Below are 19,426 nucleotides of genomic sequence, written 5' to 3'. Positions count from 1 at the left end.
TGTCAGTGGTGTGAACGACACGTTTCGAAACGGCTTCGGGTTATCGGTTCGGGTCCATACGGTGTCGGCATGTTGCGACGATCCCTCACCGTCCTGGCGCTGCTGCTGGTGCCGCTGCTGGTGCCACTGGCCCCGGCGCCGGCGAGCGCCTCGACGTTCGCGCCCGCCGGCGGGCGGCTGATGTTCGCCGGCCAGTCCACGAAAACATCCTGGGACGACTACACGTCTTTCGCCGCCGCGCCCAGCGGCGGTTCCGTCTACTACGAGGTGAAGTCCGGCACCTGGGTCAACACCGGGCACCGCGACTACGCCACGTTCCTCGCCCAGCAGGGCAAGATGATCCAGGTCGGCGTGTCCTGGAAGGACAACCCGCCCGGCTTCACCGGCGGCGACGAGAACACGAAGGCGGCCCGCTCCCGGGCGGTCACCGCGGAGCTCGCCGCGGGTGGTTACGCCGCACAGTTCAACCAGCTCATCGCGTTCATCAACCAGTACCCGAACGCGAAGTTCTTCCTGCGCCTCGACTACGAGGTGTCGTCGTTCTACCACTGCACCGACGCGTCGTGCGCCTCGTACAAGAACGCCTTCGCCCGGATCCGCTCGCTCATCGAGGGTCAGAAGCGGCAGGACAACGTCACGTACGTGTTCCACCCGGTCCGCGGCGAGTACGAGCAGATGTACCCCGGCGACGCGGTCACCGACTGGGTCGGCGTGTCCGTCTTCGCGCACGAACTGTGCCTGCCGATCTACGACAACGGCTACCTGTACAACGGGACACCGCCGCAGAACTACGACACGGGCGCCCTGCAGTGCCGCAACGCGTACATCGGCACTGATTCATCCGGAAATCCGGCGGCCGTGTGGAAGAACTGGGACTACGACGGCAACGTGCTCAAGATGATGAAGTTCAGCAAGGACCACGGCAAGCCGATGATCGTGTCGGAGTCCGGGATGATGAACTTCACCGACAACGGCGGCGACACCGCCGGTATGGAGGAGACCCGCGGCAACATGTGGGTCCAGCGGCTGTTCGGCCTGATGAACTACAGCGGCCCGATCCCGAACCTGCCCGGCAGCTACGACCTGCGCGACGTCATCAAGGCCGCCGTCTACATCGACCTGGACTTCCGCTACGGCTGGGACGGCATCCAGGACGGCAGTTTCGACTTCCCGGTCAACTCCACCTGGTTCGTCGACGGGCGGTTGTCGCGGTACGGCGCGGCGAAGGCCTCCTTCTGCCAGGGCCTGACCGACCGCGGGTTCGTCACCACCTGCACGGGTGGCGGGACCGGCCCTGGTCCTGGGAACCAGATCATCGGCCAGGGCTCGAACCGGTGCGTCGACATCAGCGGCGGCCGGACCACCGACGGCGCCGCCGTGCAACTGTGGGACTGCCTCGGCAACGGCGCCCAGCAGTGGCGGCGGCAGGGCGACACCTGGATCAACCCGCAGTCCGGCAAGTGCCTGGACGCCGCGGGTGCCGGCACCGCCAACGGCACCCTCGTGCAGCTGTGGACCTGCCTGAACAACAGCGCCCAGCAGTGGGTGCCGCGCGCCGACGGGACCTTCCTCAACCCCGCCTCCGGCAAGTGCCTCGACGCGACCGCCTGGGGCACCGGCAACGGCACCCGCCTGCAGCTGTGGACGTGTGGCACCGGTCAGTCCAACCAGATCTTCCGCCTCGCGTAACCGCACGACACCCCCCGAGAACAGTGCGAAAGGGAAATCCGCCAATGTCCCGAAGATTCAAGATCGGTCTGGGTATCCTCGCGGCGACCGTCGTCGCCGTGCCCCTGATCACCGCCGTGACCACCCAGGCCGCCAGCGCGGTCGCCGGTCGTAACCTCCCGCCGAACGGCAAGGTGCTGTTCCTCGCCGGTCAGACCACCCCTGACCTGACCGCGTACAAGCAACAGGTGCTCGACGCCGACGCGTCCTTCCCCCGCCCGGGCGGCGTCACGCTGTACACCAACATCTCCCCGAACGCGTGCAACGGCCTGACCGCCACCTGCAACCTCAACGGCAACGTCTTCAACTTCGACCAGACCCTGGCCGAGTACCCCGGCGCCGCCCTCGCCGTCGGCCTGTACCTGGCGGACAACCCCGGCTGCCAGAACCAGCCGCTGCGCGCCATCATCGGCCGGCAGGACGCCGACATCGCCGGCGCGCTCGGTGCGCAGTACCGGCAGAACCTCGACAACCTCATCGTCTACCTGCGCAACACCGGCCGGGCGGTCTACCTGCGGGTCGGCTACGAGTTCGACGGCCCGTGGAACTGCTACAACTACGACTTCTACAAGGCCGCGTTCCGCGTGGTGAAGCAGCGCATCGACGCCCTCGGCGCGACCAACGTGGCGACGGTGTGGCAGAGCGCGAGCTACGCCAAGGACGGCGACGCCCAGTACAAGTTCGACTTCAGCAACGCCAACCACTTCGCCGACTGGTACCCCGGCGACGACGTCGTGGACTGGGTCGCGCTGAGCACCTTCTACTGGGACGCCAACTACCGGCAGTACCAGTGGGCCTGCGACAACCCGACCAGCAGCCCGAAGGTGCTCTACGACCGGGTGCTGAACTTCGCCCGCGGGCACAACAAGCCGGCGCTGATCGCCGAGTCGACGCCGCAGGGGTACCGCACCGCGCAGCTGGACGCGAGCTGCACCAACGTCAACAACCGGGTGTCGCTCGGCGGTGACTGGACGAAGCTCGGCTCCTGGTACAACGAGTACTTCAACTACGTGAACAGCAACGCCGACGTGCTGCGGGCCGCCGCGTACATCAACAGCAACTGGGAGGCGATCGCGCAGTTCGCCTGCCCGCCGGGTGCGTCGTCGGGTCAGCCCGGCTGCTCCGACGGCTACTGGGGCAACAGCCGCATCCAGGACAACGCCAACATCAAGGCCGGCTTCAAGCGGGAGCTGCAGAACTCGCTGTTCGTCAACGGCACCCTGTCCGGCCGCGGCGCCAACTGGGGCGGTGGCACCAATCCGACCACCCAGCCGCCGACCAGCAACCCGCCCACGTCCAGCGGCCCGACCGGCAACCCGGGCAACCGCAACGCGTTCTCGACCATCGAGGCCGAGTCGTGGAACAGCCAGAGCGGCACCCAGAAGGTGACCACGTCCACCGCCAGCGGCGGCCAGGAGGTCGGTTACACCAACAACGGCGACTGGATCCGCTTCGACGGGGTCAACTTCGGCGGGCGGACGCCCAACCAGGTGGTGTTCCGGTATTCCTCGGCCCGGCCGACCAGCCAGGCGTTCACGCTGGAGTTCCACGCGGGGTCGGCGACCGGCCCGGTCATCGCCGCGCCGGGCATCCTCGGCACGGGGGACTGGCGCACCTACCGCGAGATCGCGTTCAACGTCAGCAACCTGCCGGCCGGCACCACCTCCATCACGGCGGTGATCCGCGCGGGTGACAGCGCCGACGTGATGGACGTCGACTGGTTCAAGTTCCAGTAGAAGACCCGTGGTGGCCGTCGGCGTCGGCTGCCACGCCAGGATCCCGGTGGCGGTGAGCAGGGGTGCGCACCGCCACCGGGTGCTGCCCTGCGTGAAAACAGGCATGAAAACAACCGAAAAACATCGAAACCCTTCGGTGTCATACGGCGTTCGTACCTACCTTGAGGGCCCATTCTCAAGGAGGCTCGATGAAGGCAACCGTCCGCCAACGGCGGCCACTCCTCATCGCCGGCGTCGCGCTGCTCATGGCCTTGACCGGCCAGGGCGGCGCCGCCGGCGCGCACGTGCCACTCGCACCGGACGGGCAGGTGTCGGTGTTCGGCGCCGACGCCCGCCCGGTCGCACAACCGTCCGACGACGCCGCCCGCGGCCTGGTCCACCGCGGCCTGGTCGCCGACAAGACCGGGCCCTGCGTCGGTGGGCTTCGCGTCACCGGCGTCAACCCGGTCATGTGCACCCACGGCCCCGACGCGCCGCCGTCCGGGCTCGCCGTGGGCAAGCAGGTCACCGCCGCACCCGCGGCCGTCGCGGCGGCCCTGTCCGTGTGCGAGGGCGACGGGGTCTCCGGCCGCCGGGTCGAGATCCTGTACGTGCACGGCAACACCGACCGCTACGGGCAGTTCCTGGAGACGTTCCGCCAGATCGGCGAGGGCGTCGACGTCATCTACAACGAGAGCGCCCGGGAGACCGGGGGCGAGCGGCACGTCCGGTTCGTCACCGAAACCGTCAACGGGCAGTGCCGGCCGGTGGTGCGCAACGTGCGCGTCGCCGACAACGCGCTCGGTGACCTGGGTGCCAGCGTCAACGCGATCCGGGCCCTCGGCTACAACCGCACCGACCGCAAGTACATGATGCTCACCGAGGCCAACGTGTACTGCGGCATCGGCGGGTTCGCCGGTGACACCCGCAAGAGCGACGACAACCGGTCCAACTTCGGCCCCGAGTACGGCCGGTCCGACAACGGCTGCTGGAACGCCGCCGTCGCCGCGCACGAGCTCGGGCACAACCTCGGCGCGGTCAACAACAACGCGCCCAACGCGTCCGGCGGCGCGCACTGCACCGACGAGTACGACGTCATGTGCTACTCCGACGAGCCGAACCACCCGCCGATGCGGTACATCTGCACCGACCGCAACCACGAGAACCGCCTGGACTGCGGCCACAACGACTACTACTCGACCAACCCGCCGGCCGGCTCGTACCTGGCCAACAACTTCAACGTCGCGGACAACCTGTTCCTCATCCGGGGCGGGCAGGCGCCGGCGCGCACGATCGTGGGCGTCGGCTCGAACCGGTGCCTGGACGTCTCCGGCGGCCGGACCACCGACGGTGCCGTGGTGCAGCTGTGGGACTGCCTCAACAATGGCGCGCAGCAGTGGCGGCAGGACGGCAACGCGCTGGTGAATCCGCAGTCCGGCAAGTGCCTGGACATCGACCAGGCGGCGACCGCGAACGGCTCGAAGGTCCAGCTGTGGACCTGCTACGGCAACACCGCGCAGCACTGGGTGATCCGCGCCGACGGCTCGATCTTCAACCCGCCGTCGGGGCGCTGCCTGGACGCGTCGGGCCGCGGCACCGCCAACGGCACCCCGATCATCATCTGGGACTGCCTCGGCCTGCCGAACCAGCTCTGGTCCGTGCGCTAACCCGTTTTAGCAGCGCCGCCGCGGGTCCTCAGTGGGCCCGCGGCGGTGCGGTGCTCTCCCGGACCACCAGGTCGGTGGCCAGCTCGATGCGGGTGGATTCGAGGCGCTCGCCGTTGACGATGCGCAGCAGGGTGCGGGCCGCGACGACGCCCATCTCGTGCAACGGCTGGCGGACCGTGGTGAGCGGGGGAGCGGTCCACTGCGCGAAGTTGAGGTCGTCGAAGCCGACCACGCTGATGTCGCCGGGGATGGTGAGCCCGGCGCGGCGGACCGCCTCGTAGACGCCGGTCGCCTGCTGGTCGCTGCCGGCGAAGATGGCCGTCGGTGGGTCCGGCAGCTCCAGGAGGCTCTGCGCGGCGATCAGGCCGCCGTCGTGGTGGAAGTTTCCGTAGCGGATCAGCCGCCGGTCCACGGGCAGGCCGGCGGATTCCAGGGCGGCCCGGTAGCCGGCGATGCGGGCCCGGGTGCACTGGAACTGCTCGTGGCCGCCGATCGCGGCGATCCGGCGGTGGCCGAGGGCGGCGAGGTGCTCGGCGGCGCTGTAGCCACCGGCGAAGTTCGTGGCGCCGATCGCCGGGGTGCCCGGCGGCGGCTGGTTGACGGCGTCGACGATGACGAACGGAAGGTTTCGCCGGGTGAGGTCGTCGTGCTGGCGTTCGGCGAGCTCCGACAGCACCAGGATCGCGCCCTCGGAGCCGCGGGCCAGCAGCGACTCGACCCAGCGGCGGGTCAGCGACTGCCGATTGTGCACGGCGGACACGACCAGGGCAAGTCCCGCCTCCTCGACGACCTCCTCGACGCCGGTGAGGATCGACAACCCCCAGACGCTGTCGAGCTCGTTGATGACGAGATCGACGAGGTCGTTGCGGCGCCGGCGGCCGTTCTTCGCCGCCCGCGGCCGCTGGTAGCCGCGCTCGGACATCAGTTTTTCGATCGTCTCGCGGGTCTTCGCGGCGACGTCGGTATGGCCGTTGAGCACCTTGGACACGGTCGAGATCGCGACGCCCGCCTCCTGCGCGATCTCCGCCATCGTGGGGCCGGTCTTGATGGTCATGGGTCACCTGTGTTTCGAAAACGATTGTCGAACCGTTGGGGCGTGGCTTGTGATCGGCACCGTACACCCCACACCCCCATTCCGAAACATTTCCCGAAATATGACAGAAATTTCGGGGATGTACGGATTGTTTCGATGGAAGGACGGTACGGCGCATGCGCCGTTCAGTGCAGCTTCGCCGAGTCATCACCGGGATGCTCGCCGCCACCACCGCCGTGGCGCTCACCGCCTGCGGCAGCTCCGGCCCCGGCACCTCGAAGCCCGGCGAGCCCAGCAAGGTCTCCGTCTGGGCCCTGCAGGACGCCGCGGTCAACCCGATCGCCACCTCGAGCATCGACGCGTACAACAAGGCCAACAACACCAAGATCGAGCTGGTCACGTACGTCAACGATGCCTACAAGCAGAAGCTCCAGGTCGCGATGGGTTCGCCCGCCGCGCCGGACGTCTTCTTCAACTGGGGCGGCGGCAACCTCGCCGAGTTCGTGAAGGCCAACCAGGTCGCCCCGCTCGACGACGCCCTCGCCAAGAACCCGGAGCTGAAGGCCAAGTTCCTGCCCAGCGTGCTGGACGTGGGCAAGGTCGACGGCAAGCAGTACGGCCTGCCGATGCTCGGCGTGCTCCCGGTCGTGCTGTTCATCAACAAGGACGTCTTCGCCGCCGCCGGTGTGCAGCCGCCGAAGACCTACGCCGACCTGCTGAACCTCGTCGACGTGTTCAAGGGCAAGGGCATCACCCCGATCGCCCTGGCCGGCTCGCAGGGCTGGACCGAGCTCATGTGGCTGGAGTACCTGCTGGACCGCATCGGCGGTGCCGACAAGTTCGCCAACATCGCCGCCGGCAAGGCGGGCGCCTGGCAGGACCCGGCCGTCGTCAAGGCCCTCGGTGAGATCCAGAACCTGGTGAAGCGCGGCGCGTTCGGCACCAACTTCGCCAGCGTCAACTACGACAACCAGGGCGCCTCGAAGCTCTTCGCGACCGGCAAGGCCGCCATGCACCTCATGGGTACCTGGGACTTCTCGGTGCAGAAGGAAGCCAACCCGGACTTCATCAAGAACGGCAAGCTCGGCTTCTCCGCCTTCCCCGCCTACGAGGGTGGCGCCGGCGACCCGAAGTCCGTGGTCGGCAACCCGAGCAACTACTACTCGGTGAACGCCGCCTCGAAGAGCAAGGACGCCTCGGTCGACTTCCTGGTCAAGTCGCTCGCGTCCGAGCAGTACGTCAACGGCCTCATCGACGCCGGTCAGGTCCCCGCCATCAAGGGCGTCGAGACGACGCTGAAGTCCAAGCCCAACGCGGACTTCACCGGCTTCACCTACGACCTGGTCGCCAACGCCCCCAGCTTCACCCAGTCCTGGGACCAGGCGCTCAGCCCGTCCGTGAGCACCGAGCTGCTCACCAACCTGCAGAAGCTCTTCCTCGGACAGATCACGCCGGACGCCTTCGTCGCCAACATGGCCAAGGCGAAATGACAACATCCAAAGCGGCGGCGCGGCCCGGAATCATCTGGGCCGCGCCGGCGGTCCTGTTCTTCGCCGCGTTCGGCATCCTGCCGGTCTTCGCGGTCGTCTACCTCAGCTTCACGAAGTGGAACGGCCTCGGCGACCCGGTCTGGACCGGGCTGAGCAACTGGGCCGCCCTCGCCGATGACAGCGAACTGTTCAACGGCATCGGCAAGACCCTGCTGCTGACCGTGGTGTCCTGGGTCGGCCAGACGCCGCTCGCCCTCCTCATCGGCGTGTGGGCGGCCGGCACGCAGCGCAGCCGCGCGGTGCTCTCCACGCTGTTCTTCCTGCCGCTGCTGCTGTCCACCGCCGCGATCTCGGTGACGTTCGTGTCGCTGCTCGACCCGAACTTCGGCCTCGCGGCGGACTACGGCAAGTACCTCGGCGTGCCCGACGGCAACTTCCTGGGCTCGCCCGAGAAGGCGCTCTACGTCATCGCGTTCGTCATCGCCTGGCAGTTCGTGCCGTTCCACACCCTGCTGTACCAATCGGCGACCCGGCAGATCCCGGTCTCGCTCTACGAGGCGGCGCAACTCGACGGCGCGACGGGGGTGCGGCAGTTCTTCTCCATCACGCTGCCGCAGCTGCGCAACACGATCATCGCCTCCTCGGTCCTCATCCTCGTCGGGTCGCTTACGTACTTCGAGATGATCCTGCTGATGACCAACGGCGGCCCGGGCACCGCGACGCGGGTGCTGCCCCTGCACATGTACATCAAGGGCTTCGTCGGCTTCGACATGGGCTACGCCAGCGTCCTGGCCGTCGTCCTGGTCACGCTCGGCACCGCCCTGTCGGTTGTCGTCGTCAGGCTCACCGGCTACCACCGGATGACCAGCGACCGGGAAGGTGCCTGATGAGTCTCGACCTCGCCCGCCGGCCGGCGCACCGCAGCCGGTCGGTGCCGCCGCCCTCCGCCGGTCCCCGCCGGCGCGGCCGGCCGAACTTCCCGGCCGGGATCGCGGCCACGGTGTGGCTGCTGATCGTGGCGGTGCCCGTCTACTTCGTGGTCATCACCGGGTTCCGCAGCCAGGACCAGTACATCGAGCAGGGGCCGTTGGACCTGCCGACCAGCCCGACGCTGGACAACTTCACCTCACTGTTCGACCTCGGGTTCACCAGGTTCCTCACCAACAGCCTCGTCGTCGCCTTCGGCACGGTGGCGCTGGTGCTCGCGGTCGCGTTGCCGGCCGCGTACGCGATCGTGCGCAACCCGAGCCGCTCGGTGCGCTCGATGTTCAACGTGTTCCTGCTCGGCCTGGCCGTCCCGGCACAGGCGGTCATCGTGCCGATCTACCTGATCATCACCAGGCTGCAGCTGTACGACACCCTGCTGGCGATCATCCTGCCGACCGCCGCGTTCTCCCTGCCGATCGCGATCGTCGTGCTCACCAGCACGTTGCGGGACATCCCGGGCGAGCTGTACGAGGCGATGACCGTCGACGGCGCCACCCCGGCGCGGGTCTTCGGCCGGCTGGTGCTGCCGCTGTCGCGGCCGGGACTGGTCAGCGTCGGCATCTTCGTCGGCCTCGGCGCCTGGAACGGGTTCCTGTTCCCGCTGGTGCTGACGCAGAGCCAGGACCAGCGGGTGCTGCCGCTGGGTCTGTGGAACTTCCAGAGCCAGTACGGGACGAACGTGCCGGGCCTGATGGCCGCGGTCGTGCTGTCCGCCCTGCCGGTCCTGGCGCTGTACCTGTTCGGCCGCCGGCACCTGCTCAGCGGCCTCGCCGCGGGCTTCGGCAAGTAGCACTGCGCACTTCGATCACGAGGGACGACCAATGACAGCCGGCTCCATCCGAAACCCGGTCCTGCCCGGATTTCATCCAGACCCGTCGATCCTGCGGGTCGGCACCGACTACTATCTCGCCACCTCGACCTTCGAGTGGTATCCGGGCGTGCGCCTGCACCACTCCAAGGATCTCGTGCACTGGCGGCCGATCGGTGGCGCGCTGGACAGCGTCCGGCTGCTCGACATGACGGGCAACCCCGACTCCGGCGGTGTCTGGGCCCCGTGCCTGTCCTATGTGGACGGACTGTTCCATCTCGTCTTCACCGACGTGAAGTCCTACTCCGCGTTCTGGGACACGCCCAACTATCTGGTGACCGCGCCGGCGATCGAAGGGCCGTGGTCGGCGCCGGTCCCGCTGCACGCGCAGGGCTTCGACCCGTCGATGTTCCACGACGAGGTCACCGGCAAGAGCTGGCTGCTGTCCAACCGCACCGACTGGCGCCCCGGTCACGCCTGGGCGAACGGCATCATCGCCCAGCAGTACGACCGCGACACCCGCAAACTCGTCGGCGACGCGGTGGACATCTACGCCGGGACCCCGGCCGGGATGACCGAGGGCCCGCACGTGTACCAGCGGGACGGCTGGTACTACCTGGTCACCGCCGAGGGTGGCACCGAGTGGTTCCACCAGGCGACGGTCGCCCGGTCCCGGGACGTGCTCGGCCCCTACGGGTCGGACCCGGCGGGGGCGCTCATCACCGCCGTGCACCGGCCCGACCTGGCGCTGCAGAAGGCCGGCCACGGCAGCCTGGTGGAGACCCCCGACGGCGAGTGGTTCTTCGCGCACCTCACCGGGCGGCCGCTCAGCCCGCGCGGGCGGTGCGTCCTCGGCCGGGAGACCGCCATCCAGCGGGTCACCTGGACCGCGGACGGCTGGCCGCGCATCGACGGCGGCGTGCCGCACGACGTCGTCGAGGGCCCGGACCTGCCGGCGCACCCGTGGCCGGACGAGCCCGAGACCGACGACTTCACCAGCCCGACGCTCGGCCCCCACTGGAGCACGCTGCGCCGCCCGGCCACGAGCACGTGGGTCTCCTCGATCGCGCGCCCCGGGCACCTGCGCGTCCAGGGCGGCCGCTCGCCCGGCGCCAATTCGGGGGAGAGCCTCGTCGCGCGCCGCGTGCAGCACGGGCGGGCCACGTTCGAGGCGACGGTCGAGTTCGCACCGGTGCACTTCCAGCAGCAGGCCGGGATCACCGCGTACTACAACAGCCGCAACTGGTACTTCCTGCGCGTCGGCTTCGACGAGACCATCGGCTCGTTCGTCGACGTGCTGTCCAGCGACCGTGGCCGGGTCAGCGTGCACGGCCCGGCGGTGCCGGTCAGCGGGCCGGTCCGGTTGCGGCTGGACCTCGACGGCGGGGCGCTGCGCGCCTCGTACGGCGACGTCGAGTGGGGCCCGTTCGACGCGAGCATCCTCTCGGACGAGTACGCCCAGGAGTCCGACGGCGGCCTGCCACGGGCGTGGGGCTTCACCGGTGCGTTCTTCGGCCTGTGGGTGCAGGACATGACCGGCGCCGGCCGGCCCGCGGACTTTTCCGCTGCCACCTACAAGCCGCAGCGCTGAGGTTGCGTCGATTGGCGGCTGCGGATCCACCCGCAGCCGCCGTCGACTACTCAGTGCGACGGCGTGCGGATACTTCACTTTCCTTCCCAGTGCCCTGCACCCTCCTGAGCAGGACTTTCGCGTCTTAGGATGCAAATGCACGTGCATCTGCGTGGGAGGGGGCGCTCGCGTGACCGAGACAGACCTGCGTTTGCTGGAGGGTGCGCCCTCGTTGTTCGGCATCGTCGCCGATCCCGAGGACGACGGCCACCCGTGCGTCGTCGCCTGGGGGCATCAGCTCGCCGACCGGGCCGTGACCAGCTGGTTCCTCGCCGACGGGAGTCTCGAGGTGGCGGTGTTCGGCTCCGCCGAGGCGGCCCTGGAGACGGCCGAGGCGCTGTACCCCGCCCGCCTGGTGTGGGTCCCGCCGGGGTGCGCCGTTCCCTGATCCGGTGGTAGGTGGGGTGCGCCGGCGCCGCGCACTCATGCGCGGCGGGCCACGGCCGATGGTCCGTCGTGGCTCATCGCTCGCTCCTGCGTGACCCGGTGCTGCTCGGCATCGGCGGGCTGACCGTCGCCGTCGTGCTCTGGTTCCTGCTCGGACCGGGCGGCAGCAGGTCGTCCTGGCTGATCCAGACGGGCCTGGACGTCTCGCTGGTGTGGTTCTCCCGCCGGCTGGCGGCGCTGTGCGTGGAATGGCCGGCCCGCCGGTTCTGGCGCTCGATGGCGTTCACCACCCTGTGCTGCGCCCTCGGCGACGGCTACCAGTCCGTGCTGGTGCTGCGCCACCCGGAGCTCACCGGGGCCAGCATCGTGCAGACCGGCCTGGTCGTCCTCGGCATGTCGACCATGGTCGTCACCATGCTCCGCCACCCGCTCGGCGCCGCCGGCCGGCAGCGGCTGCGGCTGTGGCTGGACGCCGCGACCGTCCTGGTCGGTGTCGCGGTGTTCCTCTGGTACTTCTCGATCGGTGCGAACCTCGGCGCCGCGAGCATGGCCGACCGCCTCGCCACGGCCGCCCTGTCGGCAGTCATGCTGGTCATCGTCCTCGGCGTGCTGAAACTCATCCTCAGCGACACCGCGCCGTTCACCCTGACGGCCGGGGTCACCGGCAGCATCGGCACCGCCGGCACCGCGGTCGGTGCCTCCGTCGCCGCCGGCCTCACCGGCGACACCGACCCCGGCCTGATGTACGTCGCCCAGCTCATCCCGTGCATCCTGGTCGCGTTCAGCCTCCGGCTGCAGGAACTGCAGACCCGCCACCGCCCCGGCGACCGGCCGGGAGGACCGCGGGGCCGGTTCAGCCGGATGCCCTACCTGGCGGTCATCGCCACCCAGATCCTGCTCGTCGCCGCGCTCGCCGGCGTGCGCCCGGACGCCCGGATCTGGGGCGTGACCGCCGGCGTCGTGATCATCACGGTGCTCGTGCTCACCCGGCAGCTCGCCGCCTTCCACGACAACGACCGGCTGCTGACCGACCTGGACCGCAGCATGCTGGAGCTCCGCGACCAGAAGGAGTGGTTCAGCTCCCTGGTCCAACACGCCTCCGACGTCACGCTCGTCGTCGACGACCGGGACGCCGTCATCTACGCCAGCCCGGCCGCCGGGCGCATCCTGGGCATCGACCCGGAGCAGGCGCTCGGCACGGTGCTCCGCGAACGCGTGCACCCCGAGGACGCCGGCCCGTTCGACGCGCTCACCACCGACCCCACCGGCCGGGCCTCGGCACAGGTCCGGCTCCGGCACACCGACGGCACCTACCGGTGGCTCGACGTGATCGGCGCCGACCTGCGCGGCAACCCGAGCGTGCGCGGCGTGGTGTACAACGCCCGCGACATCACCGAGGCCCACGCCCTGCAGGACGAGCTGCGCCACCAGGCCACCCACGACGCCCTGACCGGCCTCGCGAACCGTGCCCTGCTCGGCGAGCGCCTGCGACGCCACGCCGGCCGCCGGATCAGCGTGCTGGTCATCGACCTCGACGGCTTCAAGGCGATCAACGACGGGCACGGCCACCACGTCGGCGACCACGTCCTCACGACCGTCGCCGGCCGGCTGACCGCGCTGCTGCGCCCCGGCGACCTCGCCGCCCGGCTCGGCGGAGACGAGTTCGCGGTGCTGGTCGCCGACCCGCACCCGGCCCGCGTGGACACGCTCACCGGGCAGATCGTGGCCGCGCTCTCGGCGCCGATCGATCTCGACGGGCGGCCGCTGCGCGTCGGTGCCAGCGTCGGGGTCGCCACCGGCCCGGCCGGCGACCCGGACCGGCTGCTGCGCGACGCGGACGCGGCGATGTACCGCACCAAACAGCACCGCAAAGCGGCGGCCTGACCTCGCCCCGGCCCGGCTTCGCTGTCGCGGGTCTGGCGTCGCGGCCGGCCTGGCCTGGCCTCGCCGCTGCGGCCTGACCTGACGTCGCTGTTGCGGCCTGGCCTCGCCGTTGGGACCTGGCCTCGCTGTTGGGGCCCGGCGTCGCCGTTGGGGCCCGGCCTGGCTGTCGCGGTCGGGTCAGTGGCCGGCCGTGGTTGCGGTGAGGCGCACGAGCCGGTCGATGCCGCCGGCGTCGACGGTCAGCTCGTCGGAGAGCTTCGCGGCGAGCCACAGACCCCGGCCGTGGAGCTGGCCCGGCGGGGGAGGGGTGGCCGGCACGCTGAACCGCCACGGTGCCGTGCCGTGGTCGACCACCTCGACGACGACCCGGTGCGTCCGCAGGATGAGGGTCACCGCGGCGGTGCCGCCGCCGTGCTCCACGGCGTTGATGACGATTTCGTTCACGGCGACCGTGAACGCCGCCACCCGTTCGGGGGACAGGCCGACCTCGTGCGCGGCCTCGCTCACCCGGCGCCGGACGTCGGCGACACCGGCCACCGTCACCGGCGGCAGCGTCACCAGCACCGCCGGCGGGTCAGCGCCATCCCGCATGTCACATCCACGACGTCGCGCGTTGCCTGCGGCGGCGTCGCAGACGATCAGAATCCGCTGGCGCCGTCACCACGCCCTCGTCCAGCCACCATATAGGGTCAGCAGGCGCTTGTCGTTTCGCGCAAGGAGGGCCCATGACGCTGTCGCTGTCCACCACCCGCGACGCCGGCACGATCACCGTGACCGTCACCGGTGCCGTCGACCTGTCAACGGCCGCCGCGCTGGACGAGGCGGTCGCCGCGGCCGTCGACGACGGCCCGCCGAGCGTGGTGGTCGACCTGGCGGCGGTCACGTTCATCGACTCCGCCGGCATCAACGCGCTGCTCAAGAGCCGACGCCTGGCGGACGAGCGGGGGCGGCAGTTCCGGATCACCAATCCGACCGGGATCGTGCGGGACGTGCTCGACCTGACCGGGGTGCTGGATCACCTGTCCGGCTGACCACAGGGATCGTGGCCGATCCGACGGGCACGGTATGGGTGCGACACTGGGCAGGCAGCTCGACGGGTGAGGGGCAGGGACACGGTGCCGAAGCGCGGCGGGAAGGCCACGGCCGACAGTGCGGAGCGGTTACGCCGGCTGCAGGCGGTGACCGACGCCGCCCTGTCCCAGCTCGGGCTCGAGGACCTGCTCCACGAGCTGCTGGAGCGGACCCTGGACATCCTGAGCGCCGACAGCGCCGTGGCGCTGCTGCTCGACCAGGACAGCACCGACCTGGTGGCCACCGCGGCGGCCGGCCTCGACCAGGCCCTGCGGCACGACGTGCGGGTGCCCATCGGCCTCGGCTTCGCCGGCGGTGTCGCCGTGCGCGGTCAACCGGTCGCCGTCGAGCACTTCGACCACGCCGCCGGCGTCGAGGCGGCGCTGCTGCCGGCGCGGATCGTCTCGGTCCTCGGCGTGCCGATGCTCAGCAGCGGCAGGGTCACCGGCGTGCTGCACATCGGCACCGTGGCGCCGCGGCGGTTCACCGCCGACGACATCGAGCTGCTGCAGCTGGTCGCCGACCGGGCCAGTCTCGCCACCGAGGCACGCCGGTCGCACCTGGACCGGGCCGCCGCGGTGGCCCTGCAACGCAGCCTCCTGCCGGCCCGGCCGCCCTCGATCCCGGGCCTGGACGTGGCGGTGCGATACGTGCCCGGCGCCCAGGTCGGCGTCGGCGGCGACTGGTATGACGTCTTCGACCTGCCGTCCGGTCACGTCGGCATCGTCATCGGTGACGTCGCCGGCAGCGGGCTGCACGCCGCCGTGGTGATGGGCCGCATCCGCAGCGCGCTGCGGGCGTACGCCATGGAGACCGACGACCCGGCCGACGTCCTGACCCGCCTCGACCGCAAGGTCCAGCGTTTCGAACCCGACGCCATGGCCACCGCCCTCTACGCGGTGCTCGACCCCACCCTCAGCACGGTGACGCTGTCCAGCGCCGGTCACCTGCCACCGGTGATGACCCAGCCGGACGGGCCGGGCCGGCTGCTCGTGCTCGCGCCGGACCTGCCGCTGGGCGCCTACCGGGGCGCCGAACGCCGGGTCACCCAGCTGCCCATCGGGCCGGGCGAAGGCCTGTTCCTGTACACCGACGGTCTCGTCGAACGCCGCGACCAGAGCATCATGAAGGGCCTGCAGCGGATGGTCGGCGCCCTGCACCCCGGCACGGCGGACGCCACCTGTGACGCGGCGATGGGGCTGCTGGACGGCACGGCACCGACCGACGACGTCGCCGTCCTGGCCGTTCGCCGCGGGTAAATCCTTTTAGCCGGCGCCGTCGCGGATCAAGGGGTCCACCAGCCCTTCGGCGGCCCAGTCGCCTTCGCCGCCGGCCGCCTCACCGGCGGCCAGGAACACGGCCTCGACCGGGCGCAGCCGCTCGATCAGCGCGTCGACCGGGTAGCGGTCGACGAACCGGGCACCGGCCCGGTCCACCAGCAGCACGGCGAGCGGCTGGTCGCCGCCGAGCGGCAGGTCCGGGTAGACGTCGCCGCCCCAGTGCAGGACCGGCGTGGCCGCGCCGGCTTCGGCGTGGCGACCGGCGCCGGCGAGCATGAGCAGGCTGGTCTGGGTGCCGTAGGTGTCGGCGTGGTAGTCGTACAGGTAGAGCTCCAGCGCACCGTCGTGGTGGCGGGCAACGGTGCTGCCGCCGGCGGCGCGGGCCGCCAGGAGCCGCCGCGGGGTCGAGCCGCGGGCCTCGCGGATCGCGGTCACCGCGGCCGGATAGCCGGCGAGGTCGGCCAGGTCCCAGTCCGGGTCGCCGGCGTCGTCCACCCAGCCGGTCCACATCGCGGCCGGGTTCTCGATGATGTCCAGTCCCGGCAGCGGCGCGTCGAGCCACGCCTCGAAACCGGTCCGCGACATCGGCATCCGGGTCGCGAGCATGTACGAACGACCACCCACGGGTGCGAGGCTACCGTCAGCCGGCCGCGTCCAGGCGAGCCAGGTCCTGTGCCGTCAACCGCAGTGCGCCCGCGGCGACGTTGGCGGCGAGGTGCTCCGGGTCGCCGGTGCCGGGGATCGCCAGGACGTGCGGGCCCTGGTGCAGGGTCCATGCGATGCGGATCTGCGCCGGGCTCGCCCCGTGCGTCGCGGCGACCGCGCGCACCGCGTCGTCCCCGCCGGCACCACCCAACCCCGCGGTGCCCGCGGTCGCGTCAGCGCGGGCGCTGCCTGCGGCGCGGGCCGCCCCGTCCGCGCGGGTGGTGTCCGCGGCGCGGGCCATACCTGCGGCGCGGGCGGTGCCGGCGATGGAGTAGAACGGCACGAACGCGACGCCCAGCGACCCGCACCGCCGCACGAAACCGGCCTGCTCCGGGCGCACCCCGACGCCGTACATGTTCTGCACGCACACCACCGGCGCGATGGCGAGCGCCTCGTCGAGGTGGTGCGGGTGGACGTTGGACAGCCCCAGGTGCCGGATCAGCCCCGCCTGCCGCAGGTCCGCGAGGGCGCCGAACCGCTCCGCGACCGGGTCGGTGCCCACGACGCGCAGGTTCACCAGGTCGAGCTGGTCCCGGCCGAGCTCCCGCAGGTTCTGCTCGACCTGCCCGCGCAACTGCCCCGGGGTCGCGTGCGGCTCCCACGCGCCCGACCGGTCCCGCGCCGGGCCGACCTTCGTGGCGATGACCAGGTCGGTGCGGAACGGGGCGAGCGCCCGGCCGATCAGCTCGTTGGCGGAGCGCAGCGCGGAGAAGTAGAACGCGGCGGTGTCGATGTGGTTCACCCCGAGCTCGACGGCGCGCCGCAGCACGCGGACGGCCTCGTCGCGGTCCCGTGGGACGGCGCCGGGCGCGAACGCCTCGCCGTGCTGCGGCAGGCGCATCGCACCGAACCCGATCCGGTTGACCACCAGATCGCCGAGAGTCCAGGTGCCCGCGGCCGCCGCGTCGATCGTCTGCGAAGTCATGCCGGCAGCTTGGCGGCACGGGTACCGCTGGGCACAATGATTCAGCCAGGAACGAATCGTTAGGGTCGGGTGATGGAAGAGCTGGCGTTCTCGGTGGCGGATCTGGCCCGCGTCCGGTTCGCCGTCTCGCCGATGTGGGAGGCCGGGCCCAGCTACCGGCTGCTGGCACGCGGACGGGCGCACCCCGTGCACCAGGCGTGGATCGACGACGTCCGGCCCAGGGTCGACGCGGCCGGTCTCGCCGAGGGCCGGCTTGCCGAGCTGATCCCGGCGGCCGGATACGTGCCCGACTTCCTCAACCCGGCACCCGCCGGCGCGAACCCCACCCTCGCCGACGAGCTCGCCGCGATCCGGGCCACGCCGACCGCGCAGGTCCACCGCGACCTCGAACGCCTCGCCCGGCAGGAGGGCGGCCTCAGCCCCCGGGCGCGGCGCCTGCACGTCGACCCGGTTGCCGAACTGCCGCTGCTCACCGCCGAGATCGAGGTGTACTGGGAGCTGGCGCTCGCACCGTACTGGGCGCGCATCCGCGCGGTGCTGGACGCCGACGTGTTCCACCGGGCCCGTCTCGTCGCGGAGCACGGCGCCGGTCACGTCCTCAACGACCTGCACGCCTCGGTCGCGTGGGACGACACCGCGCTGCGGCTGGCCCGCCGGCCGGGTTCGCTGCCCCGCCACGCCGCGGGCCCGGGGCTGCTGCTGATCCCGTCGGTGTTCACCGGGCCGGACCTGTTCACCAGGTCGGCGCCGCCGGACCCGCCGCAGCTGGCGTACCCGGCCAGGGGAGCCGGCACCCTGTGGGACGCCCGGCCCGTCTCGGGGTTCACCGCTCTGGCCGCGGTGCTCGGCCGGGCGCGGGCCCAGCTGCTGGCGGAACTCGGTACACCCGCCTCGACCACCGAAATCGCCCAGCGGACCGGCCTGTCCGCTTCCGGCGTGTCGCAGCATCTCACCGCCCTGCGCGACGCGGGCCTGGTCAGCACGCACCGCGCCGGGCGCCGGGTGCTCTACGCGCGCACGAGCGCCGCCGAGGCCCTCCTGGACGCCGCCGCGGGCACTACGCTGGCCGAATGACCGCCACCGACCTGCCCGAGTTTCAGTTCGCCTTTCCCGGCCCGCTCCGGGACGCGCTCGTCGCCGCGGTGCTGGACGGGACGAAGACCACCACCACCGCCCTGGCCCAGGACTACGAGCTCGACGGCGAGCCGATGCCGGCCGCCGGCTACCGGGCGGCGGTGATCGACTCCGCGGGGCGCCCGGTCGCGGTCATTGAAATGACCCGGGTCGACGTGCTCCCGCTCGGCGACGTCGACGTCCAGCACGCCCGCGACGAGGGCGAGGGCCACGACACGGTCGCCGCCTGGCGGGCCGGGCACGAGGAGTTCTGGAACAGTCCGGACTACCGCGGCTGGCTCGGCGACCCGGAGTTCACCGTCGACGACACCACCCTCGCGGTGCTGCAACGGTTCCGGCTCGTGGAGACGCTGCCTTAGTAGACGCTGCCTTTAGTAGGCGGTGCCGCCGTCGACGGCCAGGGCGGCGGCGACCTCGCCGAGGACCGCGCGCCACTGGGTCTCGTCCTGCTTGGGCAGCACGTCGTCCCACAGCGTCAGGCAGCTGCCGCGCAGCTGGGTCAGCCCGGCGGGCCGGCCCATGAACCACAGGTGCAGGTGCTCCGCGCCGTCGCCGATCTTCTGCGTGTGCACCCGGCCGATCCCGCCGACGGACATGATGGCCCGCTCGACCCGCTGCATCATCGGCCCGATCTCCGCGGCCCGCTCGGGCGGCAGGTCGGCCAGGTCGTGGTGGGCGATCGGGCACAGCAGCACCACCACGGGGATGGCGGTGGGCCCGCCGGAGTGCCGCAGCGTCCAGTGCTCGTCGGCCCACACCACCCGGCTCACCTCGTCCCGGCAGACGGCGCACGACGCCGGGTCGCCCTCGCCGTTGCGCGGCGGCTCCGGCAGCACCGGCGGGTCGAGCGACTTCACCGCCAGGTCGCCGTCGAACGGGAACGTCTCCCAGCCGGGGATGCCGTCGCCGTCGAACGGCACGGACGGCCCGCCGATGGGCAGGTGGGTGAGGAACCGGTCGGTCATGCCTGTGATCATGCCAG

Annotated in this window: 18 protein-coding genes; 13 read left to right on the top strand and 5 right to left on the bottom strand. The window is 71.1% G+C overall.

Annotated elements, in window-relative coordinates; genetic code table 11:
• Positions 1-69 precede the first annotated feature (69 nt).
• The 3 genes from Dsi01nite_RS18325 (at position 70) to Dsi01nite_RS18315 (ending at position 5,110) form a co-directional block, all read left to right on the top strand.
• Positions 70-1,689, top strand: coding sequence for a ricin-type beta-trefoil lectin domain protein (locus Dsi01nite_RS18325; RefSeq protein ID WP_203847390.1), 1,620 nt, complete (start codon positions 70-72; stop codon positions 1,687-1,689).
• A 44-nt stretch (positions 1,690-1,733) separates the two neighbouring features.
• Positions 1,734-3,464 (top strand): carbohydrate-binding protein, encoded by a 1,731-nt coding sequence (locus Dsi01nite_RS18320; RefSeq protein ID WP_203847389.1) that lies wholly within the window; start codon positions 1,734-1,736, stop codon positions 3,462-3,464.
• 188 nt (positions 3,465-3,652) lie between these two features.
• The gene (locus Dsi01nite_RS18315; RefSeq protein WP_203847388.1) at positions 3,653-5,110 is read left to right on the top strand and encodes a ricin-type beta-trefoil lectin domain protein; all 1,458 of its coding nucleotides are present in this window, start codon (positions 3,653-3,655) and stop codon (positions 5,108-5,110) included.
• Positions 5,111-5,138: 28 nt separating this feature from the next.
• Here the strand turns inward: Dsi01nite_RS18315 and Dsi01nite_RS18310 are convergent, their stop codons facing one another.
• Positions 5,139-6,164, bottom strand: coding sequence for a LacI family DNA-binding transcriptional regulator (locus tag Dsi01nite_RS18310; RefSeq protein ID WP_203847387.1), 1,026 nt, complete (start codon positions 6,162-6,164; stop codon positions 5,139-5,141).
• Between the two features lie 155 nt (positions 6,165-6,319).
• Here Dsi01nite_RS18310 and Dsi01nite_RS18305 point away from each other — a divergent pair, with 155 nt between their 5' ends.
• The 6 genes from Dsi01nite_RS18305 to Dsi01nite_RS18280 all read left to right on the top strand — a co-directional run bounded on the left by Dsi01nite_RS18305 (position 6,320) and on the right by Dsi01nite_RS18280 (position 13,329).
• The gene (locus Dsi01nite_RS18305) at positions 6,320-7,633 is read left to right on the top strand and encodes an extracellular solute-binding protein (protein ID WP_239135976.1); all 1,314 of its coding nucleotides are present in this window, start codon (positions 6,320-6,322) and stop codon (positions 7,631-7,633) included.
• Positions 7,630-8,520, top strand: coding sequence for a carbohydrate ABC transporter permease (locus tag Dsi01nite_RS18300; protein ID WP_203847386.1), 891 nt, complete (start codon positions 7,630-7,632; stop codon positions 8,518-8,520). The genes Dsi01nite_RS18305 and Dsi01nite_RS18300 overlap by 4 nt, the downstream gene beginning before the upstream one ends.
• Positions 8,520-9,410, top strand: a complete 891-nt coding sequence (locus tag Dsi01nite_RS18295; RefSeq protein ID WP_203847385.1) for a carbohydrate ABC transporter permease — start codon at positions 8,520-8,522, stop codon at positions 9,408-9,410. The genes Dsi01nite_RS18300 and Dsi01nite_RS18295 overlap by 1 nt, the downstream gene beginning before the upstream one ends.
• Positions 9,411-9,441: 31 nt before the next feature.
• Complete coding sequence (locus Dsi01nite_RS18290; RefSeq protein ID WP_203847384.1) at positions 9,442-11,019, top strand: glycoside hydrolase family 43 protein; 1,578 nt, start codon at positions 9,442-9,444, stop codon at positions 11,017-11,019.
• Positions 11,020-11,188: 169 nt separating this feature from the next.
• Positions 11,189-11,446 carry a hypothetical protein gene (locus Dsi01nite_RS18285; RefSeq protein ID WP_203847383.1) on the top strand — a complete coding sequence of 86 codons (258 nt, stop codon included), beginning with the start codon at positions 11,189-11,191 and terminating at the stop codon, positions 11,444-11,446.
• A 68-nt stretch (positions 11,447-11,514) separates the two neighbouring features.
• Positions 11,515-13,329, top strand: a complete 1,815-nt coding sequence (locus Dsi01nite_RS18280; RefSeq protein ID WP_203847382.1) for a sensor domain-containing diguanylate cyclase — start codon at positions 11,515-11,517, stop codon at positions 13,327-13,329.
• A gap of 177 nt (positions 13,330-13,506) precedes the next feature.
• On the opposite strand, the gene Dsi01nite_RS18275 is transcribed toward Dsi01nite_RS18280, so the two are convergent.
• A complete protein-coding gene (locus Dsi01nite_RS18275; RefSeq protein ID WP_203847381.1) occupies positions 13,507-13,920 on the bottom strand; it encodes an ATP-binding protein in 414 nt (137 codons plus the stop codon).
• A gap of 134 nt (positions 13,921-14,054) precedes the next feature.
• Between Dsi01nite_RS18275 and Dsi01nite_RS18270 the strand changes: the two genes are divergently transcribed.
• Positions 14,055-14,360 carry an STAS domain-containing protein gene (locus Dsi01nite_RS18270; RefSeq protein ID WP_203847380.1) on the top strand — a complete coding sequence of 102 codons (306 nt, stop codon included), beginning with the start codon at positions 14,055-14,057 and terminating at the stop codon, positions 14,358-14,360.
• A gap of 66 nt (positions 14,361-14,426) precedes the next feature.
• Entirely contained in the window at positions 14,427-15,659 is a 1,233-nt protein-coding gene (locus tag Dsi01nite_RS18265) for a PP2C family protein-serine/threonine phosphatase (RefSeq protein ID WP_239135975.1), read from the top strand.
• 6 nt (positions 15,660-15,665) lie between these two features.
• Here Dsi01nite_RS18265 and Dsi01nite_RS18260 read toward each other — a convergent pair whose 3' ends face one another.
• On the bottom strand, positions 15,666-16,304 hold the full coding sequence (locus tag Dsi01nite_RS18260; protein ID WP_203847379.1) for a hypothetical protein: 639 nt from the start codon (positions 16,302-16,304) through the stop codon (positions 15,666-15,668).
• Positions 16,305-16,320: 16 nt separating this feature from the next.
• On the bottom strand, positions 16,321-17,310 hold the full coding sequence (locus Dsi01nite_RS18255; protein ID WP_203847378.1) for an aldo/keto reductase: 990 nt from the start codon (positions 17,308-17,310) through the stop codon (positions 16,321-16,323).
• A gap of 72 nt (positions 17,311-17,382) precedes the next feature.
• On the opposite strand from Dsi01nite_RS18255, the gene Dsi01nite_RS18250 reads away from it, so the two are divergent.
• Positions 17,383-18,384 (top strand): ArsR/SmtB family transcription factor, encoded by a 1,002-nt coding sequence (locus tag Dsi01nite_RS18250; RefSeq protein WP_203847377.1) that lies wholly within the window; start codon positions 17,383-17,385, stop codon positions 18,382-18,384.
• A complete protein-coding gene (locus Dsi01nite_RS18245) occupies positions 18,381-18,803 on the top strand; it encodes an ASCH domain-containing protein (protein ID WP_203847376.1) in 423 nt (140 codons plus the stop codon). The genes Dsi01nite_RS18250 and Dsi01nite_RS18245 overlap by 4 nt, the downstream gene beginning before the upstream one ends.
• A 12-nt stretch (positions 18,804-18,815) precedes the next feature.
• Here Dsi01nite_RS18245 and Dsi01nite_RS18240 read toward each other — a convergent pair whose 3' ends face one another.
• The gene (locus Dsi01nite_RS18240; protein WP_239135974.1) at positions 18,816-19,409 is read right to left on the bottom strand and encodes an HIT family protein; all 594 of its coding nucleotides are present in this window, start codon (positions 19,407-19,409) and stop codon (positions 18,816-18,818) included.
• Between the last annotated feature and the right edge of the window lie 17 nt (positions 19,410-19,426).

Source organism: Dactylosporangium siamense (assembly GCF_016862795.1).
GTDB classification, from domain to species: Bacteria; Actinomycetota; Actinomycetes; order Mycobacteriales; family Micromonosporaceae; genus Dactylosporangium; species Dactylosporangium siamense.
Note: the sequence above shows the minus strand (reverse complement) of the source record. Positions and strands in the feature narration are given on the sequence as shown.